We start from the raw sequence: 15,369 nt of genomic DNA, 5'->3' as shown, positions 1-15,369 counted from the left end.
CATGAACTACTGGCTGATGAAATCCGAGCCCACGGCGTTCAGCATCGATGATCTGAAAGCGGCACCCGATCGGACCGAGCATTGGGACGGCGTGCGCAACTACCAGGCCCGCAACATGATGCGCGACCAGATGAAGGTGGGCGACCAGGTCTTCTTTTACCACTCCAACTGCAAGGTGCCGGGAATCGTCGGGCTGATGGAAGTCGTACGCGAAGGCTACCCGGACCATACCGCCTTCGACCCCAAGAGCAAGTATTTCGACGAGAAGAGCGATCCGGAAAAGCCGCGCTGGTTCATGGTCGACATCAGGTACATCCGCCACACGAAAAGGGTCGTCCCGCTTTCAGAACTCAAGGAGCATGCGGCGCTTGAGAACATGCCCCTGGTGCGCAAGGGCAACCGCCTCTCGATCATGCCGGTGTCGGCGGCCGAATGGAAGTATATTCTGGCGCTTGAAAAGCGGGTTTCCTCATCCGCCAACCCATAGTCCAAACGTTAACCGATGTGAAAGAAAATCCCCTGTGTTAACCTACTCTTTTACCCGCCGCAGTTCGACTTGTATCCGATTCATAGGGTTCGGGCAATCCCATACCTGTACATCGGGATCCGGACCGGCGGGAAATGTGCCGCCGAATTGAAGTGTCTGTACCCATCCCTGTATATTTTTGTAAAACAACCCGCAAAATTCGCCGCACTTGTGGGTACTCAATTCGAACTCGTCACCGGGTTTCATCCCGATGGTACAGTTCCCCTTGTTACCGATGACTTTTGCAATCACTTTGTTACCGATTGGTGGATAATTGATGTCAGCCATTTGAAGTCTCCTTGATTGTTGTTGTCCGTAATATCCGGACGGTTTGATTGGTTCCCGATAGGGGATTACTCCATAAACATTGTATATTTACCTGACCGTATCAGGTCCTTGACGATGTAGGTGAACGACTCGGGCGACCGGTATTCCGGATAGCGACGGAACATGGCAGTAGTGCGCTCGATTTCGGACAGTTCATTTAAATGAGCTACCGCTTCGGCCCTGCCTTTCGCAACACCATCCCTCTTGATAACAGGCCGCATGGCCGGAATTCTCGGCATTGAAGCCAGTTTTTTTCCGGCTTGTTTATGACATCTGCAGAAATTGTTTTTATTGACCAAGCCGCAGTGCTTCATCATGAATTCCCCTATACGCATTCTGCTGCGGGAAAGGCGCTTTCGAAACGTCTCGGGAGTGATGTCGAATATATAGGCCCCCTCATTGCTCGTGACGCCAAAAATGTCACCCAGGATATAGATCATTCGCGTCTTTTTATCCAAACAGGCCAGCACGGCCTGCATGCATTCAAGCCTGGCTTCCTCGGCCAGAAGGTCCCGCTCCGGGCCTGAAACGGTCAAGGGATAGGTCTTATCGGCATCGGCCTGAATCATGTCTTCCAGAAAATCGAAGGTTACACCCTCGCGCTCGTTTTTCCGTTTTCGTATGGTTAGGAGATGATTACAGGCCACCCGGTAAACCCAGGAACTGAAAGCACTCTCTTCACGATAGTCGCTCAAATGCGTGATCACTTTAATAAGGATCTCCTGGGTTTCATCTTCGGCATCCTCGGCGTCACCCAGAATCCGCAGTGCCAGTCCGTAAATTCGGTCCTGAATGTGTCCCACGACCTTCTCGAGGGCTTGTTTTTTCCCCTCTTTAGCCTGCCTGACATAGTCTTCCAGATTTGAAGCCATTTGCTCACCCTTTGATTGTGACTTTTTCTGTTTAGACTAAAATTATTGAAAAGTGTGACATGAAAAATAGAAAATTTGCATTTTCAATTATCAAGATATGTACCGGGGGCGACAGTGCGGTAGACGAGCACAAATACAAGCAGGCGGGTATATTCTTTAACAGAAATCGCCTTAGGCGATTGGCGGAAAAGAATATACCAGGATGCGTAGGATTTTCATTCGTATTCAAGGCGGGCTTTTTTACGCATAGTGGGGCTATGTGTGGAAAAGCCCAACTCCGAAGACGGATGAAAAGACAAGCAGGATGGTATATTCTTTGACAGAAACCGCCTTAATACGGCAGCCATTCCGTTCGGTCCACCAGCACCTGGCGGGGTTTGATCCCGTCGGAAGGACCGACGATCCCTTTTTTCTCCATCAGGTCGATAATCCTTGCGGCTCTGTTGTACCCGACCCGCAGCGCCCGCTGAACACTGGATATGGAGGTCTGTCTGCTCGACAAAACGAATTCCAGGGCCGCCTGGTATTTCTCGTCGTATTCGTCTTCGCTGATTTCCGCAGCTTCCGATTCGTCCTCTTTTTCCGAAATCACGTCAAGCACGTACTCGGGTTCCCCCTGACGTTTCAGGAAATCGGTGATGGTGATCAATTCCTCTTCAGACAGGTAGGTACCGTGGACCCGGGTCAATCTTGCGGTTCCAGGCGGAACAAAGAGCATATCCCCCCGGCCCAGCAGGGTTTCGGCGCCATTGGAGTCAATAATCGTCCTGGAATCGGTTTTGGAGGAAACCTGGAAGGATATCCGCGTGGGGAAGTTGGCCTTGATAATACCCGTAAGCACATCCACAGAGGGGCGCTGGGTGGCAAGGATGAGATGAATGCCCGCCGCCCTGGCCATCTGGGCAATACGGGTAAGGGAGAATTCAATATCCTTGCTGGCCGTCATCATCAGATCGGCCAACTCGTCGATGATCACTACGATATAGGGAAACGCGTCGAACGCCTCATCATCATCGAATGACGACAAGTCTGCATTTTTCACCTTGTCATTATACTGCTCGATGTTCCTCACCTGGAGTGCGGCGAGATTTTCGTAGCGGCGTTCCATTTCCCGGACCACCCACTGCAGGGCGATATTGGCCTTTCGCATGTCAACAATCACCGGGGTGAGCAGATGGGGGATATCATTAAACAGCGACAGCTCGATCCGTTTGGGATCGATCATAATAAATTTGACCGCATCCGGCGGCGATTTGTACAGGATGCTGGTAATCATGGCGTTCAGGGCAACGCTTTTCCCCGTTCCCGTGGCCCCGGCAATCAGCAGGTGGGGCATTCTTTCCAGCCCAACGACCACCGGTTTGCCGATGATATCCTTGCCAAGGCAGATGGGCGTGGGGGAGTCGATCTGAGCAAAGGCCTCGGATCCCACGATATCGACAAAGGGAACGATGCTCATCTTGGGATTGGGAATCTCGATGCCGATCACATCCTTGCCGGGAATCGGGGCAACGATACGAATGCTGACCGCGCTCAGGGCCAGAGCCAGGTCATTGGCCAGGTTCACGATCTTGCTGATCTTGATCCCGGGGGCCGGCTTGTATTCAAAAGTGGTAATGACCGGACCCGGAGAAACCCCCATGACCTCTCCCTTGATACCGAAATATCCCAGCTTCTGTTCGAGAAGTTCCGCATCCCGCCGGATGGCCTCATGATCCAGCACGACTTCCTGGTCGGCCTTTCTTAAAAAGTCCAGGGAGGGCCTTTTGAAATCGCCACCGGAACCGTCAATGGCGTCTTCAACCGGCGATGAAGAGCGATCCTGGGGGGTAATCCGCAACGCTGGCGGGAATGACTGGATGGCCGGCGTCGGTGTCGACTGCGGCTCGACACAAGGCCCTTCCACGGATGGAGTTGCGGATTCAGGCGCCCGGTCAGTCTCCTCTGACACCGGCAATACTTCAGGCCGGGATGGGGGCACTTCCATTTCACAAGTATCCGGTGCCGGTTCGTCTGGCGGTGTGGGTGGCAAGGCCCCATGCGTCCGGGTCGGCGGGGTGGGATCGGCGGTCAGTTCCAGCGCCCTCTCGTCCTCCGGTTCTGTCGGTGCGATCGTCGGCGCAGTCGGCGGTTGGACCAACGGTGTGCCCTGTGGCAATACTGCCCCAGGTTGTCGGCATTCCATGGCTGGTTCGTTCTCAAGGTGGGCAGGCACGTAGGCCACTGTCTCGGCGACCGTTGCATCCCCGCCTCCGGCGATCATCTTTTCCCGTTCGAGACAAAGCTGGTTATACTTGCTCTCCAGCCGGACATACTTGTCCGCCATGTTCAAGTTGGCCAGCAGCATCTTGGCGTAAGGACTCGATTTCCTATTTGCCCGCTGAAATTTGGCCTCGACGTTGTCCATCTCAGCGATCATCAACTCGGCAATCTGCCGTGCTTTGGTCAGACGGGTGTCGCTTTCGATCTTAAATTTATATTCTCCACACTCGGTGTGGATGAATAAAACGTCATCCTCGAATCTGAAATAATTTTTTTCCACACGACCATCTTTTTATTGAATAATGATAAAACGTTAACACTCCCCGGATCAGGGAGCGACCACCCCCCGGCGGCTCTCTATAGCACATTTTAACGCGAGATGCACCTTCCGGGTGCCGATCCGGATAACGATATATCATCGTAATTCCAATCAGATAACTTTATATCAACATTTTATCATCCGTGTTTGGGGCAGCGCATGAATGCGTTAATATATAATTGGCTATAATTGACATAATGGGGAATTTAAGGGTAGTGCCTAAGATGTAGTGGCCGCATTGACTATTTTAGGAGCTATTTCGGCGTTATAATGATGAATGAAATTCCAGACAGCTCCAACATGATTTTCAAATTTCTTTGAAAAAGAGAGGGTTTTCCTTACAAGCCGAGAAATACGCTGCCTGACAGTAAGGTTAAATCTTTCAATGTAACTGGTTTTGCCGCTGTCTTTCCCAACAGAGTGATGCCTATTAAAAGGGAATATATCATCATAGGCTCTCCAGAAATCCGTAAAGGTGACGGCACATTGTCTATAGACTGGTGGTAAGGAATCCCACAATCCCTTTGCACCGGAACGATCACGGCTGCCAATATATGCACCGACGATTTCTCTGGAGTCTACATCCAAAGCAAACCAGAGCCATTGCTTATTCTTTTTGTTTTGGATAAAAGACCACATTTCGTCACACTGAATCGTTAACGGTCCTCTTTTTTTTTGGATATCAATTACTTTGCTTATTTCTTCATATTTGTTGTTTATGTACCGCTGTAATCATGGCTCTGATATTCCAGTAACCCTTGATATTCCAGCAATTGGGAGCTTTTCTAAAAGTAATTTGTCAACAAGAAATAGAACTGGAGATGATTAGGATCGGGATCCTTTTATCATTTACGATCATGTTCTGCAAGACATTAACGGTGGTCTGACAGGGCAATCGCATGTAGCTTGATTTCTTTTTTCGCGGTCATGGACCGCTCCTACAGCGTCCTGTAACTTAGTCAATTCACTGCTTTTGCTGTAAGAACTGACCTTGCCTGCGACAACGGTTCCCTATATTTGGTTTACATGCGATTACCCTGGGTGGTCTGAAAGTAGAACATCACCGTACCACACCACCCGGCATACGGATCGCGTACCAAAGCGGTTCGGCTGGCACTAACGGAACCGGCGGTGAGTTATGATTCCGCCGGGCTTTCAGAGTGAGCACGCCTTACCGCTATACCCTTCGCCTCCATCGGGCTGGGTTTGGGACTTGATGTGCACCACAGAAAAGGCTATGCTCATCACACCTTTAAGAATACGTGCCGTGCCCGGCACACACCATGCTAATTCAGCCGACGCAAAAACGCGCGGCTGATTAGGCTGGCGGAAAAATCAATCGTTCGCCGAGTCCCTGGAGCCGCCTCAGCCCAACATGTCCGTTTTTTGAAAGAGGAGCGATGATGCGTCGATTATGCACTTGCATCGTAATTGGTCTATTGGTGTTCTGTTATGTGTTATCATGTCGATCGCCGTATATGGGACGTTCGATAACGCCGTACACCCCCTTGGTCTGTGCCATTGGCCGCCTACCGATGGCATGTAATTTTGAAGACAACAACTTTACCATCGAGTACCAAATTGCCAAGCCAAACAGGCCCAACAATTTTACCATCGACGCCACGGCCACCTATCATGGATCGCTCACCTGGCAATACTATAGAAATGGCGTTTTTACCTTGCTGCTGATTAAAGATGGGGCCATCGTAGAGACCGCTTCGGTATCTCTGATAAGGGGATCTCTGGAAAACGAAATTCGCTTTGCAAGGTCCTTTGCCACGCACTCCGATTTCGATGCCGTGTCCATCGCCTACAATCTGAACGTTTCTGATAAAGGCGGCGGCAGCGGCTTTGGCAGTAAAAAACCGGACATCGTGACTGGTACGATCAGATCCCGGCCGATTCGATAGTTTCCGTTTTTAAAGGTGTTGATAAGGCCAGAGGGAAGAAGCCGTATTGTAATACTGCGACGATCGATAACGCAGCCCAAAAACATTATCTTGAATGCTATACAATACAGCACTCCTTCACCAGAGGGAACGGAATCTATAGCCGTATGTCTGCCGGCATTCTCACCAGACACAGAGAAAAGAGACGAATAACATGGAATCAACATCTTATTGGCTGGTATTCTTTACAACAGTTTTCGTGATTAACATATCGCCCGGTCCGGACGTTATTTACATTGTTTCCAGAACGATATCACAGGGTCGGAAAGTAGGCATTGCTTCATCTTTCGGTATCTGGTCAGGGGCATTGGTGCATGTGGCAGCAGCAGCACTCGGTCTGTCTGCGGTTCTTGCCGCTTCCGCAACCGCATTCGGCATTGTAAAGTATATGGGTGCGGCATATCTGATATATCTCGGAGTCCGAAGCCTGATTTCCGAGGGTGAGACTTTTGATATGCATCAAGATACAGGTGAGAAAACAACTCTTTGGAAGGCATTCAGACAGGGAATGCTTGTGGATATCCTCAATCCGAAGGTCGCAATTTTTTTCATGGCCTTTTTGCCCCAGTTCATCCGTCCTGAATTGGGGCATTATTCCGCCCAGATTGCAGTTTTGGGATTTCTTGTCATTCTGGTGGCTGTTCCGATTGAATTTTTCTTCGTTGTTACAGCATCCCGAACAACCTCCTTTTTCCGTAAGAATCGTTGTTGTTCTCTCTGGCTTGAACGGGCTTCAGGTTCTATTCTTGTCGCTCTGGGGATCCGTCTGGCCTTAACAGAAAATACCAATGCTTAGGCGATTTGTAAGCGTTCACGGGGTATATTGGGCGCTCAATCCGGCGCACTTTTTTCGCTCCGCTAACCTCTCGTAATTTCAACATTCCCATACAAAATCAATAACTTGTTGAAATAATTAAAAATATCTAGACTTTCCATTTCTGGTATGCTATCGTGCTTTTCATGAAGTCCGATAGACCCATTTCAGATGCCGATTGGCAAGCTACTGCTGAACCGGTACGCCAGTACATCGTTTCTCTGGAAGATGAGCTGCGGGCGATTAAAACTCAAAACGACAAGCTGGAGAAAAACAACGAGAAGCTTGAAAAGCAAAAACGCCAAAACTCGACCAACTCCAGCAAACCGCCCTCATCCGATCCGCCCTATAACAAACCCAAACGCGAAAAGCCCAAAGGCGAGCGCAAACCGGGCGGACAAAAAGGACACCCGGGGCATGGGCAAATGCTGCTAACGCCCAACAATACTCAAAATGTGATGCCCAAGTGCTGCGGTTGCGGTCTCCATTCATCAGATTGGGATAATCTGCGACCCTTTCATACTCACCAACATATCGAATTGCCTGAAATCGAGATGGACATCACCCATTTTGTTCTGCACCAAGGTCAATGCCCTCGGTGCGGCAAGATTGTCAAAGCACAGGTTCCGGAGGCGTTTAGCACCGGCTACGGCCCGCGGTTTTGTGCGTTTATCGCCGAACTGAGTGGCATCAAGGCCATGAGTCGGAGAAATGTGCAGCAACTGGTCCACTCCGTGTTTGATATCAAAATCGCCACCGGCACGATCCAAAAGGTTATCGACCGCGCTTCCGAGGCCATTGCCTCCACCTATGAGCGTATCGGCCAGGTGGCCCGCAGCAGTGAGTGCAACTTCATCGATGAAACCAGCTGGTTTGAAAAACACAATCTGCAATGGCTCTGGGTAATGGTCAATACGATGGTGGCCTTTTTCCGCATCGATCCGAAAAGATCCAAACAGGCCTTTCTCGAACTGATCGCCGACTGGAAAGGCATCTTGATCAGCGACGGTTATGGCCTTTATTGCAAATGGGTCCATGGCCGGCAAACCTGCCTGGCCCATTTGATCCGAAAGGCCAAGGCGTTAATCGAGAGTAGAAAACTCAACGAAAGGCGAGGCGGCAAGTTAATTTTGGCACATTTGAATACCCTGATCGAATTTTCAAAAAACAAACCGCCACCTTTAAAATGGGAGCGTTTTTATAACTCCTTGTTGCTCATCCTCAGCCTTTTTGAAGACGACACCGATGATGCCGGACGCCTGGCCAGGCAAATAATACGAGAAATTGACGCATTGTGGACCTTTCTCGAACATGATGGCGTCGAACCCACCAACAACCGTGCCGAACGCTCTCTGCGCTTTGGCGTGCTATGGCGCAAATGTAGTCTGGGAACGCAAAGCGACAAAGGCAACCGCTGGGTCGAACGAATCTTGTCTGTAAAAGAAACCTGCCGACTGAGAGATAAAGCCACATTCCCGTTTCTGGTCGAATGCCTGGAATGTTACTTTGCAGGCATCTCTGTTGATGTGAGTTGGATCTAAGCCTCTCTTCAGCTAATAGCCCCGTGACCGTTTACGGCGATTTCTGTCAAAGAATATACCCGCCGGCTTGTCTTTTCATCCGTCTTCTGCGTTGGGCTTTTCCACACATATAGCATTTAAGATAATATTTTTGGCAAGGCCAGAGGGAGGAAGCCGTATTGTCATACTGCGACGACCGATAACGCAGCCCAAAAACATTATCTTGAATGCTATAGCCCCACTATGCGTAAAAAAGCCCGCCTTGAATACGAATGAAAATTCTGCGCATCCATCCTGATTGCGGCCTCTATGGCGCTTTATTCAAGATTGCTCCAAAAGACAAATCCGATTTGGATTTGGATTTGGATTTGGTGTTGTGCGCTTTTATAGCATTTTGCTGTCTTATGATTTAATCAGGCAATAAAGGAGCTTGCGGAAATGAAAAAAATTTTTATCAAATATTTGATTGATACAATGTTGTTCGTAGATATTTGTTCGATATCCGTGGTTGGATTACTGCTTGCCTTCGTTATTCCTGAGGGAAGGACAGGTTGGGGCTCAAAATACTTACTTGGACTGCATAGACATGATTGGGGAGACATTCATCTTTATCTTTCCATTTTGTTGTTGTTGCTTTTGGTTTTGCATATCTGGTTCAGCTGGACTTGGATCGTTCAATCTTCGAAAAAATATTTTGGCGATAATTGGAAAAATATGTTGATGTGTATCTCGGGAGCTTGGATTTTGGTGTTGGCAATCGCCTATATTATAAAAAAATTTTAGAGCCCGTTTGATAAATCCGTCTAAATCCCGCTAACGGCGTTGGAAAGTGTCTAAAAATGCTCACATATTACATATATGCTCCGCTTTTGAGCCACTTTCCGCCTTGTTATCGGGCCTGATCCAGACTTCTCAAACAGGCTCTTAGAGGTCAAAATGAGTGAAAAAAAATCCCCTTACGTAAATCATATGAACATTCTTTACGATTCGTTGCAGCTTGTAAATATTCCAGAATTAGTCAGACAATGCACCGATGAATGGTATAATCAAACATTGTGCCAAGTAAACGAGTCTGTGGTACGGCTTGGAATTCTAAAAGGAGAGTATCATTGGCATAAGCACGATGTTGAAGATGAGTTTTTCTTCACATTAAATGGAGAACTCTTCATCGACATTGAAGACAGTGAAACTGTCACATTGAAACAGCATCAAGGGTACGTTGTGCCCAAGGGTGTGGTACATAAAACCAGAGCACCTGAAAAGACAGTCGTTCTAATGATTGAAAAAGCAGGTATTGTAGCAACAGGTGATGCATAACCACCCGGCTTCATACTGGCCCCGAAAACTGCGCGGGTCATGTGATTTGGAGCGGTTATAGACTTCAAGAAAATGTTTTTGGGCTGCGTTATCGGTCATCGCGGTATTATTATACATCTTCCTCCCTCTGGCCTTGCCAAAAACATTTTCTTAAATCCTATATATTGAAGTTTCAATAAAGGAAGCCATTGAATTGACGGCCCATCCCACACACCCATCCCCACTGGTTCATGCAAGAATTGCTGGTCTTCTCTATCTTATCATCATTGTATTCGGTATCTTCAGCGAAGTCTTTGTTCGCGGCAGTCTGATTGTAACGGGCGATGCCGCCGCTACCGTCACCAATATCTTGGCGTCGGAATGGATGTTCCGCATCGGCTTTGCAGCTGACGCAATCATGCTATTGAGTGACGTCGCTATTGCAGTGCTTTTTTATGTACTGCTCAAACCGGTCAGTCGACTGCTGTCCCTTGCAGCCGCGGCTTTCCGGATGACGCAGGCCGCTGTACTTGGAATTAATTTGCTGAATTATTACGCTGCGCTGCTTCTATTGAACGATTCTGGAAGCACTGCTGCCTTCGAAACCGATCAGTTGCATGCGTTAGTGATGCTGTTTCTTGATATGCACCGCCATGGTTATGATATCGGGCTGATTTTCTTTGGCCTTTCAAGCCTTATTCTCGGACACCTGATTGTCCGATCAAAGTACTTTCCCGGCATTTTCGGATGGGGGCTGATCGCCGCAGCAACGGTCTACCTGGCGGGAAGTTTCGCGCGTTTTCTTGTTCCGGAATATGCATCACGCATTGAACCCGCTTATGTGGTACCGTTTATCACTGAATCTTCATTTTGTTTATGGCTTTTGATAAAAGGGGTACGAAATCGCCCTTGATATCCGAAAGGCAAAGGAAACAATGAAAATTTCAAGAATTACAATACTGACGCTTGGCGTAGCCGACCTAAGCAAGGCTACAGAAAAAGGCAAAGAAGGTTGAGACAAATCAGGTTTTTTATCGACGGCCATACACCTGCGGTGGACCCCAAAAACTGGACAGTGTGCTAAGCTATAAGTCAGACCAAAATCAGGAGGATCTGACAATGGGTAACAAACGCAAGACACACAGTCCACAGTTCAAAGCAAAGGTCGCTCTGGCGGCTATTCAAAACGATGAAACTACCGCACAGCTGGCCAGTCGGTTCGGAATCCACCCGACCATGGTATCTAGTTGGAAACGGCAGATGTTAGAAGGTGTCGCCGACATTTTCGACAAAAACCACAAATCCAGAAAGCAGGCAGAAGATCAAACAGACGAGCTTTACAGGCAGATCGGCCAACTGAAAGTGGAAAACGATTTTTTATCGCGAAAGCTCAGCAGATGACGTCAAAACAACGCAAGGCAATAATTGACCCGACGGATCAGACGCTGAGCATTTGCCGGCAATGCGAGATATTGAAAGTTAGCCGATCATCCTACTATTACCGGCCCAAGCCTGTAAAACAAGAAGACCTGGACTTGATGCGGAAAATCGACGAATTATACCTTGAAAATCCATCCTCCGGAAGTCGAACGATCCGTCGTCAACTAAAGCGCCAGGGTATCATCGTCAGCCGGAAAAAAACACAACGCCTAATGCGGCTAATGGGAATTGAGGCGGTATATCCAAAACCCAAAACCAGTCGGCCTCATTCCCGGCACCGTGTCTATCCCTACTTGCTCCGGGGGCTGACCATCGACCGTCCGAACCAAGTGTGGGCAACCGATATAACCTTCATTCCCATGGAACATGGATACATGTATCTTGTGGCGATCATGGACTGGTACAGCCGCAAAATTCTATCCTGGCGGCTTTCCAATACGTTGGATACAGACTTCTGTATCAATGCCCTGGAAGAGGCGCTGAGCCGTCTTGAGGCGCCCGAAATCTTCAACTCGGACCAAGGCGCCCAGTTCACCAGCAATGCATTTACACAGGTACTCAAAGACAACCAGGTGGCCATCAGCATGGATGGCCGGGGCCGCTGCCATGACAACATCTTTGTGGAGCGGCTATGGTGGACCCTTAAGCACCAGTTCATTTATCTCCATTCATTCGAGGATGGCAAGTCCCTCCGGTTGGGGCTGGCCAAGTGGATTCAATACTATAATCTCGTCAGAGGCCATTCTTCTCTTGACGACAAGACCCCGGATGAGGTTTACTTCGGATTACCTCGTCCATTTGCTGAGGCGGCATGACGCTGTCACACTTTTCATTTTTATTTTTGCTTATAGCTTATTCACTCCGTCCGGCTGCCCAACCTTTGGGGTCCACCTCACACCATCAATGGGAAAGGATAACTCGATGCAAGCAAAAACTCCCGATTGCGCCCGCTGCCCTTACAAAATCTCAGAGCGACTGTGCCGGACACCAGACGGCAAATCCCCGGATTTTTGCCCCACCCGCCACATGTCGGATCTGGTCGAGCAGAGTCTCGAGGAGTACGATCATTCACCCGGTATTTTGGAATTTGCCCAACAGGCTTCAATCCAAGAGGGAGAGGGATATCGGAACCGGGAACTGGGTTATGAAAACGTCAGGGGCGCCAAAACCCGGATCGAGGAGATCATGGAGTTCGCCACAAAAATGAACTACCACCGTCTGGGTCTGGCTTTTTGCCTTGGCCTGCGCCAGGAGGCCAAAATTGTGGGCAAACTTTTTTCCTCCGTTGGCTTTGACATGGTTTCAGTGGTCTGCAAGGCGGGACGGATACCCAAAGAACGGCTGGGACTGGACCGGGCCCAGCAGATCGATGCAAGCGAACCGGAAAGCATGTGCAATCCGATTTTGCAGGCCATGGTTTTAAACAAGGCCGAAACCGAATTCAATGTTCTCCTGGGACTGTGCGTGGGACATGATTCGCTTTTTTTCAAGTATGCCCAAGCGCCCTGCACGGTGCTCGCTGTCAAGGACCGGGTGTTGGGCCACAATCCCCTGGCTGCCGTTTACAACCTCGATAGCTATTACCGAAGCCTCAAAAGGTTTCAAACCCGGACAACCCCTTGACATAGGAGCAAAGTCTTCCATGAGAATTTCGGAATGGCTGAATCAAAAAGAAAAAGAGGGCGTGGATGTCTCCCAAATCGAACTGCCCAAAGACCTGGCGTACGACCGGGACCCGGATGAAACCGTTTTCTTCGAGGAGCACAATCCATGCGGGGTGCTTTGCAATAAAAACCACCCCTTCTCCAAAATTGAACGTTTCGGGCGCTGGTACGTGTGCAAGGGGCAGAACAAAAAGGCCGGTATTCACTCATCGGAAGGAAAGTGGCGGCTGATCACCAGGGACAAGGAAGAGGCCCTTCAAATGGCGAAGGCCCACATGGAATAAGGAACAGGAACCGGCAATCGAGGGCGGCCGTCATCGCGCCTGCCGTGATGCCATGGCCAGGGCCTGGCAACCGGCCTCTTCCAGGACGGCTTTCAGTGGAACGTTGTGCGCCAAAGCCACCCGCCTGCAATCGTCATACTCGGGGGTCAGATTGATCCGTTCGTCGCCCAGAATCGCCGCTTTGCAGCGGATCGGGCCGAAGCGGGTCTTTACGGTGATGAATTCGCGCTGCAGGGTAAACCGGTTGTCCAGCCGCCAACGCAGACCGATGGTGGTGGTCTCGCGGAAGAGTATGTCGGCCACGGCGGTTACCCTTTCCGGACGGCAGAGAATCGTCACCAGGGTGCCGTTGCGGTTCTTCTTCATCTGCACCGGCTGCATGAAAATATCCAGCACCCCAAGGGAAAGTACCCGTTCCATGAGATGCTCGTAAATCTGAGGATTCATGTCGTCGATGGTCGTTTCGACGGTGGCCGTCTGTTCCATGGCAAATGCCTTCCCGTGCTCGGCGGCCGAACCGATGAACACCCGCAGCATGTTGGCGATGGCGCGATCGGCACTGCCGGCACCAAAGCCGATGCAATCCACGGTCATGGACGGCATGGGGCCGAAGTCGTCGGCCAGGGTCGTCAGGATGGCCGCCCCGGTGGGGGTCAGCAGTTCCCCGTCAACGCCGCTGGAATAGATCGGACAGCCGCGAACTAACTCGGCCGTGGCCGGCGCGGGCACCGGCAGGGTACCGTGGGCGCAGTCGATGGTGCCGCTGCCCACATTAAGGGGTGAGCAGACGATGCGTTCGATGCCCAGGGCGTGGATGCCGGCCACGCCGCCGACCACATCGAGGATGGCGTCCATGGCCCCCACTTCGTGGAAATGGATCTGATCTACGGTGGTGTTGTGCACCTTGGCCTCGGCCTGGGCCAGGCGATTGAAGATCCGGACACTGTCGCGCTTGACCGCTGGATCCAGCCCGCTTTTTTCGATAATGGCGGTGATATCGGAAAGATGGCGGTGGTGATGATGCCCATCGTCCACGCGCACCATGGCCTGGCTGCCGCCAATGCCGCCTTTGACAACATCCTGCCGATCCAGGGTCCAGTAGGAAAGCCCCAGCGTGTTCAATTCGCTTCTCAAAACAGATAGATCCAGTCCGGCGTCCAAGAGTGCACCGAGAATCATATCGCCGCTGGCGCCGGCAAAACAGTCAAAGTAGGCCATCTTCATTGTCATCGTTCCCTTGGAAAATCCTTCATGGCCGATCGGCGCCGCTCTCGCGGCAGGCAACCGCAATCGGTTTTTTTCATGGATTTATCGGCCTTGTCCGGCGCCCCCGTTCATCGCAGGCGCCCGTGGCCAGCTTGTTGATCAGGCTGGCCTGGTAAGCGGCGCCGAAACCGTTGTCGATATTGACCACCGAAACCCCCGATGCGCAACTGTTGAGCATGCTGAGCAGGGCAGCGAGACCGCCGAAGCTGGCACCGTAGCCCACACTGGTCGGCACACCGATGACGGGACAGGAGACCAATCCGCCCACCACGCTGGCCAGGGCACCCTCCATGCCGGCAATGGCGATGGCCACGTTGGCCTTGAACAGGTCTTCGCAGGAATCCAGCAACCGGTGAATGCCGGCCACACCCACGTCGTAGTGCCGGTCAACCCGGTTTCCCAGGGTGATCGCGGTCACGGCCGCCTCCTCGGCCACGGGGATGTCCGAGGTTCCGGCGCACACCACGGCGATACGACCGACCGGGGTCACCGGTTGCGGACGGACCACCACGATGCGCGCCATCTCGTGATACCGGCAGTCGTCGGTAAGAGCCAGAATACCCTCATGGACCCGGGAATCGGCGCGTGTCGCCAGAATGTTGCTGTGATGAGGAATCATCCGTTCCACGATCCCCTGAATCTGCTCGACCGTCTTGCCCTGGCAGTAGATGACCTCCGGCACGCCGTTACGCAGGCAGCGGTGGTGATCCACCTTGGCGTATCCCAAGTCCTCAAACGGCAGTTTTTTCAGGCGCTCCAGCGCGTTATCCGGGCTCACGTCGCCGTTTTGTATGCCGGCAATCAGCGCTTTCAACTGCTGGTTATCCATG

The 15,369-nt window shown here is 50.9% G+C and carries 15 protein-coding genes and 1 pseudogene; 10 read left to right on the top strand and 6 right to left on the bottom strand.

Features of this window, described 5'->3' with window-relative positions:
- Nucleotide 1: 1 nt before the first annotated feature.
- Nucleotides 2-487, top strand: coding sequence for an EVE domain-containing protein (locus GN112_RS23330; protein ID WP_155312401.1), 486 nt, complete (start codon nt 2-4; stop codon nt 485-487).
- A 42-nt stretch (nt 488-529) separates the two neighbouring features.
- On the opposite strand, the gene GN112_RS23325 is transcribed toward GN112_RS23330, so the two are convergent.
- The 4 genes and pseudogenes from GN112_RS23325 to GN112_RS23310 all read right to left on the bottom strand — a co-directional run.
- Complete coding sequence (locus GN112_RS23325) at nt 530-814, bottom strand: TIGR04076 family protein (protein ID WP_155312400.1); 285 nt, start codon at nt 812-814, stop codon at nt 530-532.
- Between the two features lie 65 nt (nt 815-879).
- Nucleotides 880-1,725 (bottom strand): RNA polymerase sigma factor, encoded by an 846-nt coding sequence (locus GN112_RS23320; protein WP_155312399.1) that lies wholly within the window; start codon nt 1,723-1,725, stop codon nt 880-882.
- Between the two features lie 331 nt (nt 1,726-2,056).
- Nucleotides 2,057-4,267 (bottom strand): DNA translocase FtsK, encoded by a 2,211-nt coding sequence (locus GN112_RS23315; RefSeq protein WP_231717108.1) that lies wholly within the window; start codon nt 4,265-4,267, stop codon nt 2,057-2,059.
- 258 nt (nt 4,268-4,525) lie between these two features.
- Nucleotides 4,526-5,113: pseudogene (locus GN112_RS23310) on the bottom strand (IS1 family transposase); the annotation flags it as partial.
- A 728-nt stretch (nt 5,114-5,841) separates the two neighbouring features.
- Here GN112_RS23310 and GN112_RS23305 point away from each other — a divergent pair.
- From GN112_RS23305 to GN112_RS23265, 9 genes are all read left to right on the top strand, one after another.
- Entirely contained in the window at nt 5,842-6,216 is a 375-nt protein-coding gene (locus GN112_RS23305) for a hypothetical protein (protein ID WP_155312397.1), read from the top strand.
- A 193-nt stretch (nt 6,217-6,409) separates the two neighbouring features.
- The gene (locus GN112_RS23300; protein WP_155312396.1) at nt 6,410-7,051 is read left to right on the top strand and encodes a LysE family translocator; all 642 of its coding nucleotides are present in this window, start codon (nt 6,410-6,412) and stop codon (nt 7,049-7,051) included.
- A gap of 164 nt (nt 7,052-7,215) precedes the next feature.
- Nucleotides 7,216-8,610, top strand: coding sequence for an IS66 family transposase (gene tnpC / locus GN112_RS23295; protein WP_155308548.1), 1,395 nt, complete (start codon nt 7,216-7,218; stop codon nt 8,608-8,610).
- A 417-nt stretch (nt 8,611-9,027) separates the two neighbouring features.
- Complete coding sequence (locus GN112_RS23290) at nt 9,028-9,372, top strand: DUF4405 domain-containing protein (RefSeq protein ID WP_155312395.1); 345 nt, start codon at nt 9,028-9,030, stop codon at nt 9,370-9,372.
- Between the two features lie 153 nt (nt 9,373-9,525).
- Complete coding sequence (locus GN112_RS23285; protein WP_155312394.1) at nt 9,526-9,906, top strand: cupin domain-containing protein; 381 nt, start codon at nt 9,526-9,528, stop codon at nt 9,904-9,906.
- Between the two features lie 193 nt (nt 9,907-10,099).
- Nucleotides 10,100-10,798: a DUF4386 domain-containing protein gene (locus GN112_RS23280; RefSeq protein WP_197743383.1), complete on the top strand. Its 699-nt coding sequence runs from the start codon at nt 10,100-10,102 to the stop codon at nt 10,796-10,798.
- A gap of 206 nt (nt 10,799-11,004) precedes the next feature.
- A protein-coding gene (locus GN112_RS23275) for an IS3 family transposase (protein WP_231716910.1) occupies nt 11,005-12,140 on the top strand; the annotation gives its coding sequence in 2 pieces (ribosomal slippage) (nt 11,005-11,278 and nt 11,278-12,140; 1,137 coding nt in all).
- Nucleotides 12,141-12,246: 106 nt separating this feature from the next.
- Nucleotides 12,247-12,948 (top strand): DUF1847 domain-containing protein, encoded by a 702-nt coding sequence (locus GN112_RS23270; protein ID WP_155312393.1) that lies wholly within the window; start codon nt 12,247-12,249, stop codon nt 12,946-12,948.
- A 19-nt stretch (nt 12,949-12,967) separates the two neighbouring features.
- Entirely contained in the window at nt 12,968-13,273 is a 306-nt protein-coding gene (locus GN112_RS23265) for a hypothetical protein (protein ID WP_155312392.1), read from the top strand.
- Nucleotides 13,274-13,303: 30 nt separating this feature from the next.
- On the opposite strand, the gene larC is transcribed toward GN112_RS23265, so the two are convergent.
- On the bottom strand, nt 13,304-14,503 hold the full coding sequence (gene larC / locus GN112_RS23260) for a nickel pincer cofactor biosynthesis protein LarC (RefSeq protein ID WP_231717107.1): 1,200 nt from the start codon (nt 14,501-14,503) through the stop codon (nt 13,304-13,306).
- 70 nt (nt 14,504-14,573) lie between these two features.
- Entirely contained in the window at nt 14,574-15,368 is a 795-nt protein-coding gene (gene larB / locus GN112_RS23255) for a nickel pincer cofactor biosynthesis protein LarB (protein WP_155312391.1), read from the bottom strand.
- Nucleotide 15,369 lies beyond the last annotated feature (1 nt).

The sequence above is a fragment of the Desulfosarcina ovata subsp. ovata genome, from assembly GCF_009689005.1.
Lineage (GTDB): Bacteria > Desulfobacterota > Desulfobacteria > Desulfobacterales > Desulfosarcinaceae > Desulfosarcina > Desulfosarcina ovata.
The sequence above is the reverse complement of the archived record's forward strand: the minus strand, read 5'-3'. Positions and strand labels throughout refer to the sequence as shown.

Excerpts from the sequence above, each read along its gene's own strand:
- GN112_RS23270 (WP_155312393.1), top strand. The coding sequence starts at position 12,247 with ATGCAAGCAAAAACTCCCGATTGCGCCCGCTGCCCTTACAAAATCTCA.
- tnpC (WP_155308548.1), top strand. The coding sequence starts at position 7,216 with ATGAAGTCCGATAGACCCATTTCAGATGCCGATTGGCAAGCTACTGCT.
- larC (WP_231717107.1), bottom strand. The coding sequence starts at position 14,503 with ATGACAATGAAGATGGCCTACTTTGACTGTTTTGCCGGCGCCAGCGGC.
- GN112_RS23300 (WP_155312396.1), top strand. The coding sequence starts at position 6,410 with ATGGAATCAACATCTTATTGGCTGGTATTCTTTACAACAGTTTTCGTG.
- GN112_RS23265 (WP_155312392.1), top strand. The coding sequence starts at position 12,968 with ATGAGAATTTCGGAATGGCTGAATCAAAAAGAAAAAGAGGGCGTGGAT.
- GN112_RS23305 (WP_155312397.1), top strand. The coding sequence starts at position 5,842 with ATGGCATGTAATTTTGAAGACAACAACTTTACCATCGAGTACCAAATT.
- larB (WP_155312391.1), bottom strand. The coding sequence starts at position 15,368 with ATGGATAACCAGCAGTTGAAAGCGCTGATTGCCGGCATACAAAACGGC.
- GN112_RS23325 (WP_155312400.1), bottom strand. The coding sequence starts at position 814 with ATGGCTGACATCAATTATCCACCAATCGGTAACAAAGTGATTGCAAAA.
- GN112_RS23285 (WP_155312394.1), top strand. The coding sequence starts at position 9,526 with ATGAGTGAAAAAAAATCCCCTTACGTAAATCATATGAACATTCTTTAC.
- GN112_RS23290 (WP_155312395.1), top strand. The coding sequence starts at position 9,028 with ATGAAAAAAATTTTTATCAAATATTTGATTGATACAATGTTGTTCGTA.
- GN112_RS23320 (WP_155312399.1), bottom strand. The coding sequence starts at position 1,725 with ATGGCTTCAAATCTGGAAGACTATGTCAGGCAGGCTAAAGAGGGGAAA.
- GN112_RS23330 (WP_155312401.1), top strand. The coding sequence starts at position 2 with ATGAACTACTGGCTGATGAAATCCGAGCCCACGGCGTTCAGCATCGAT.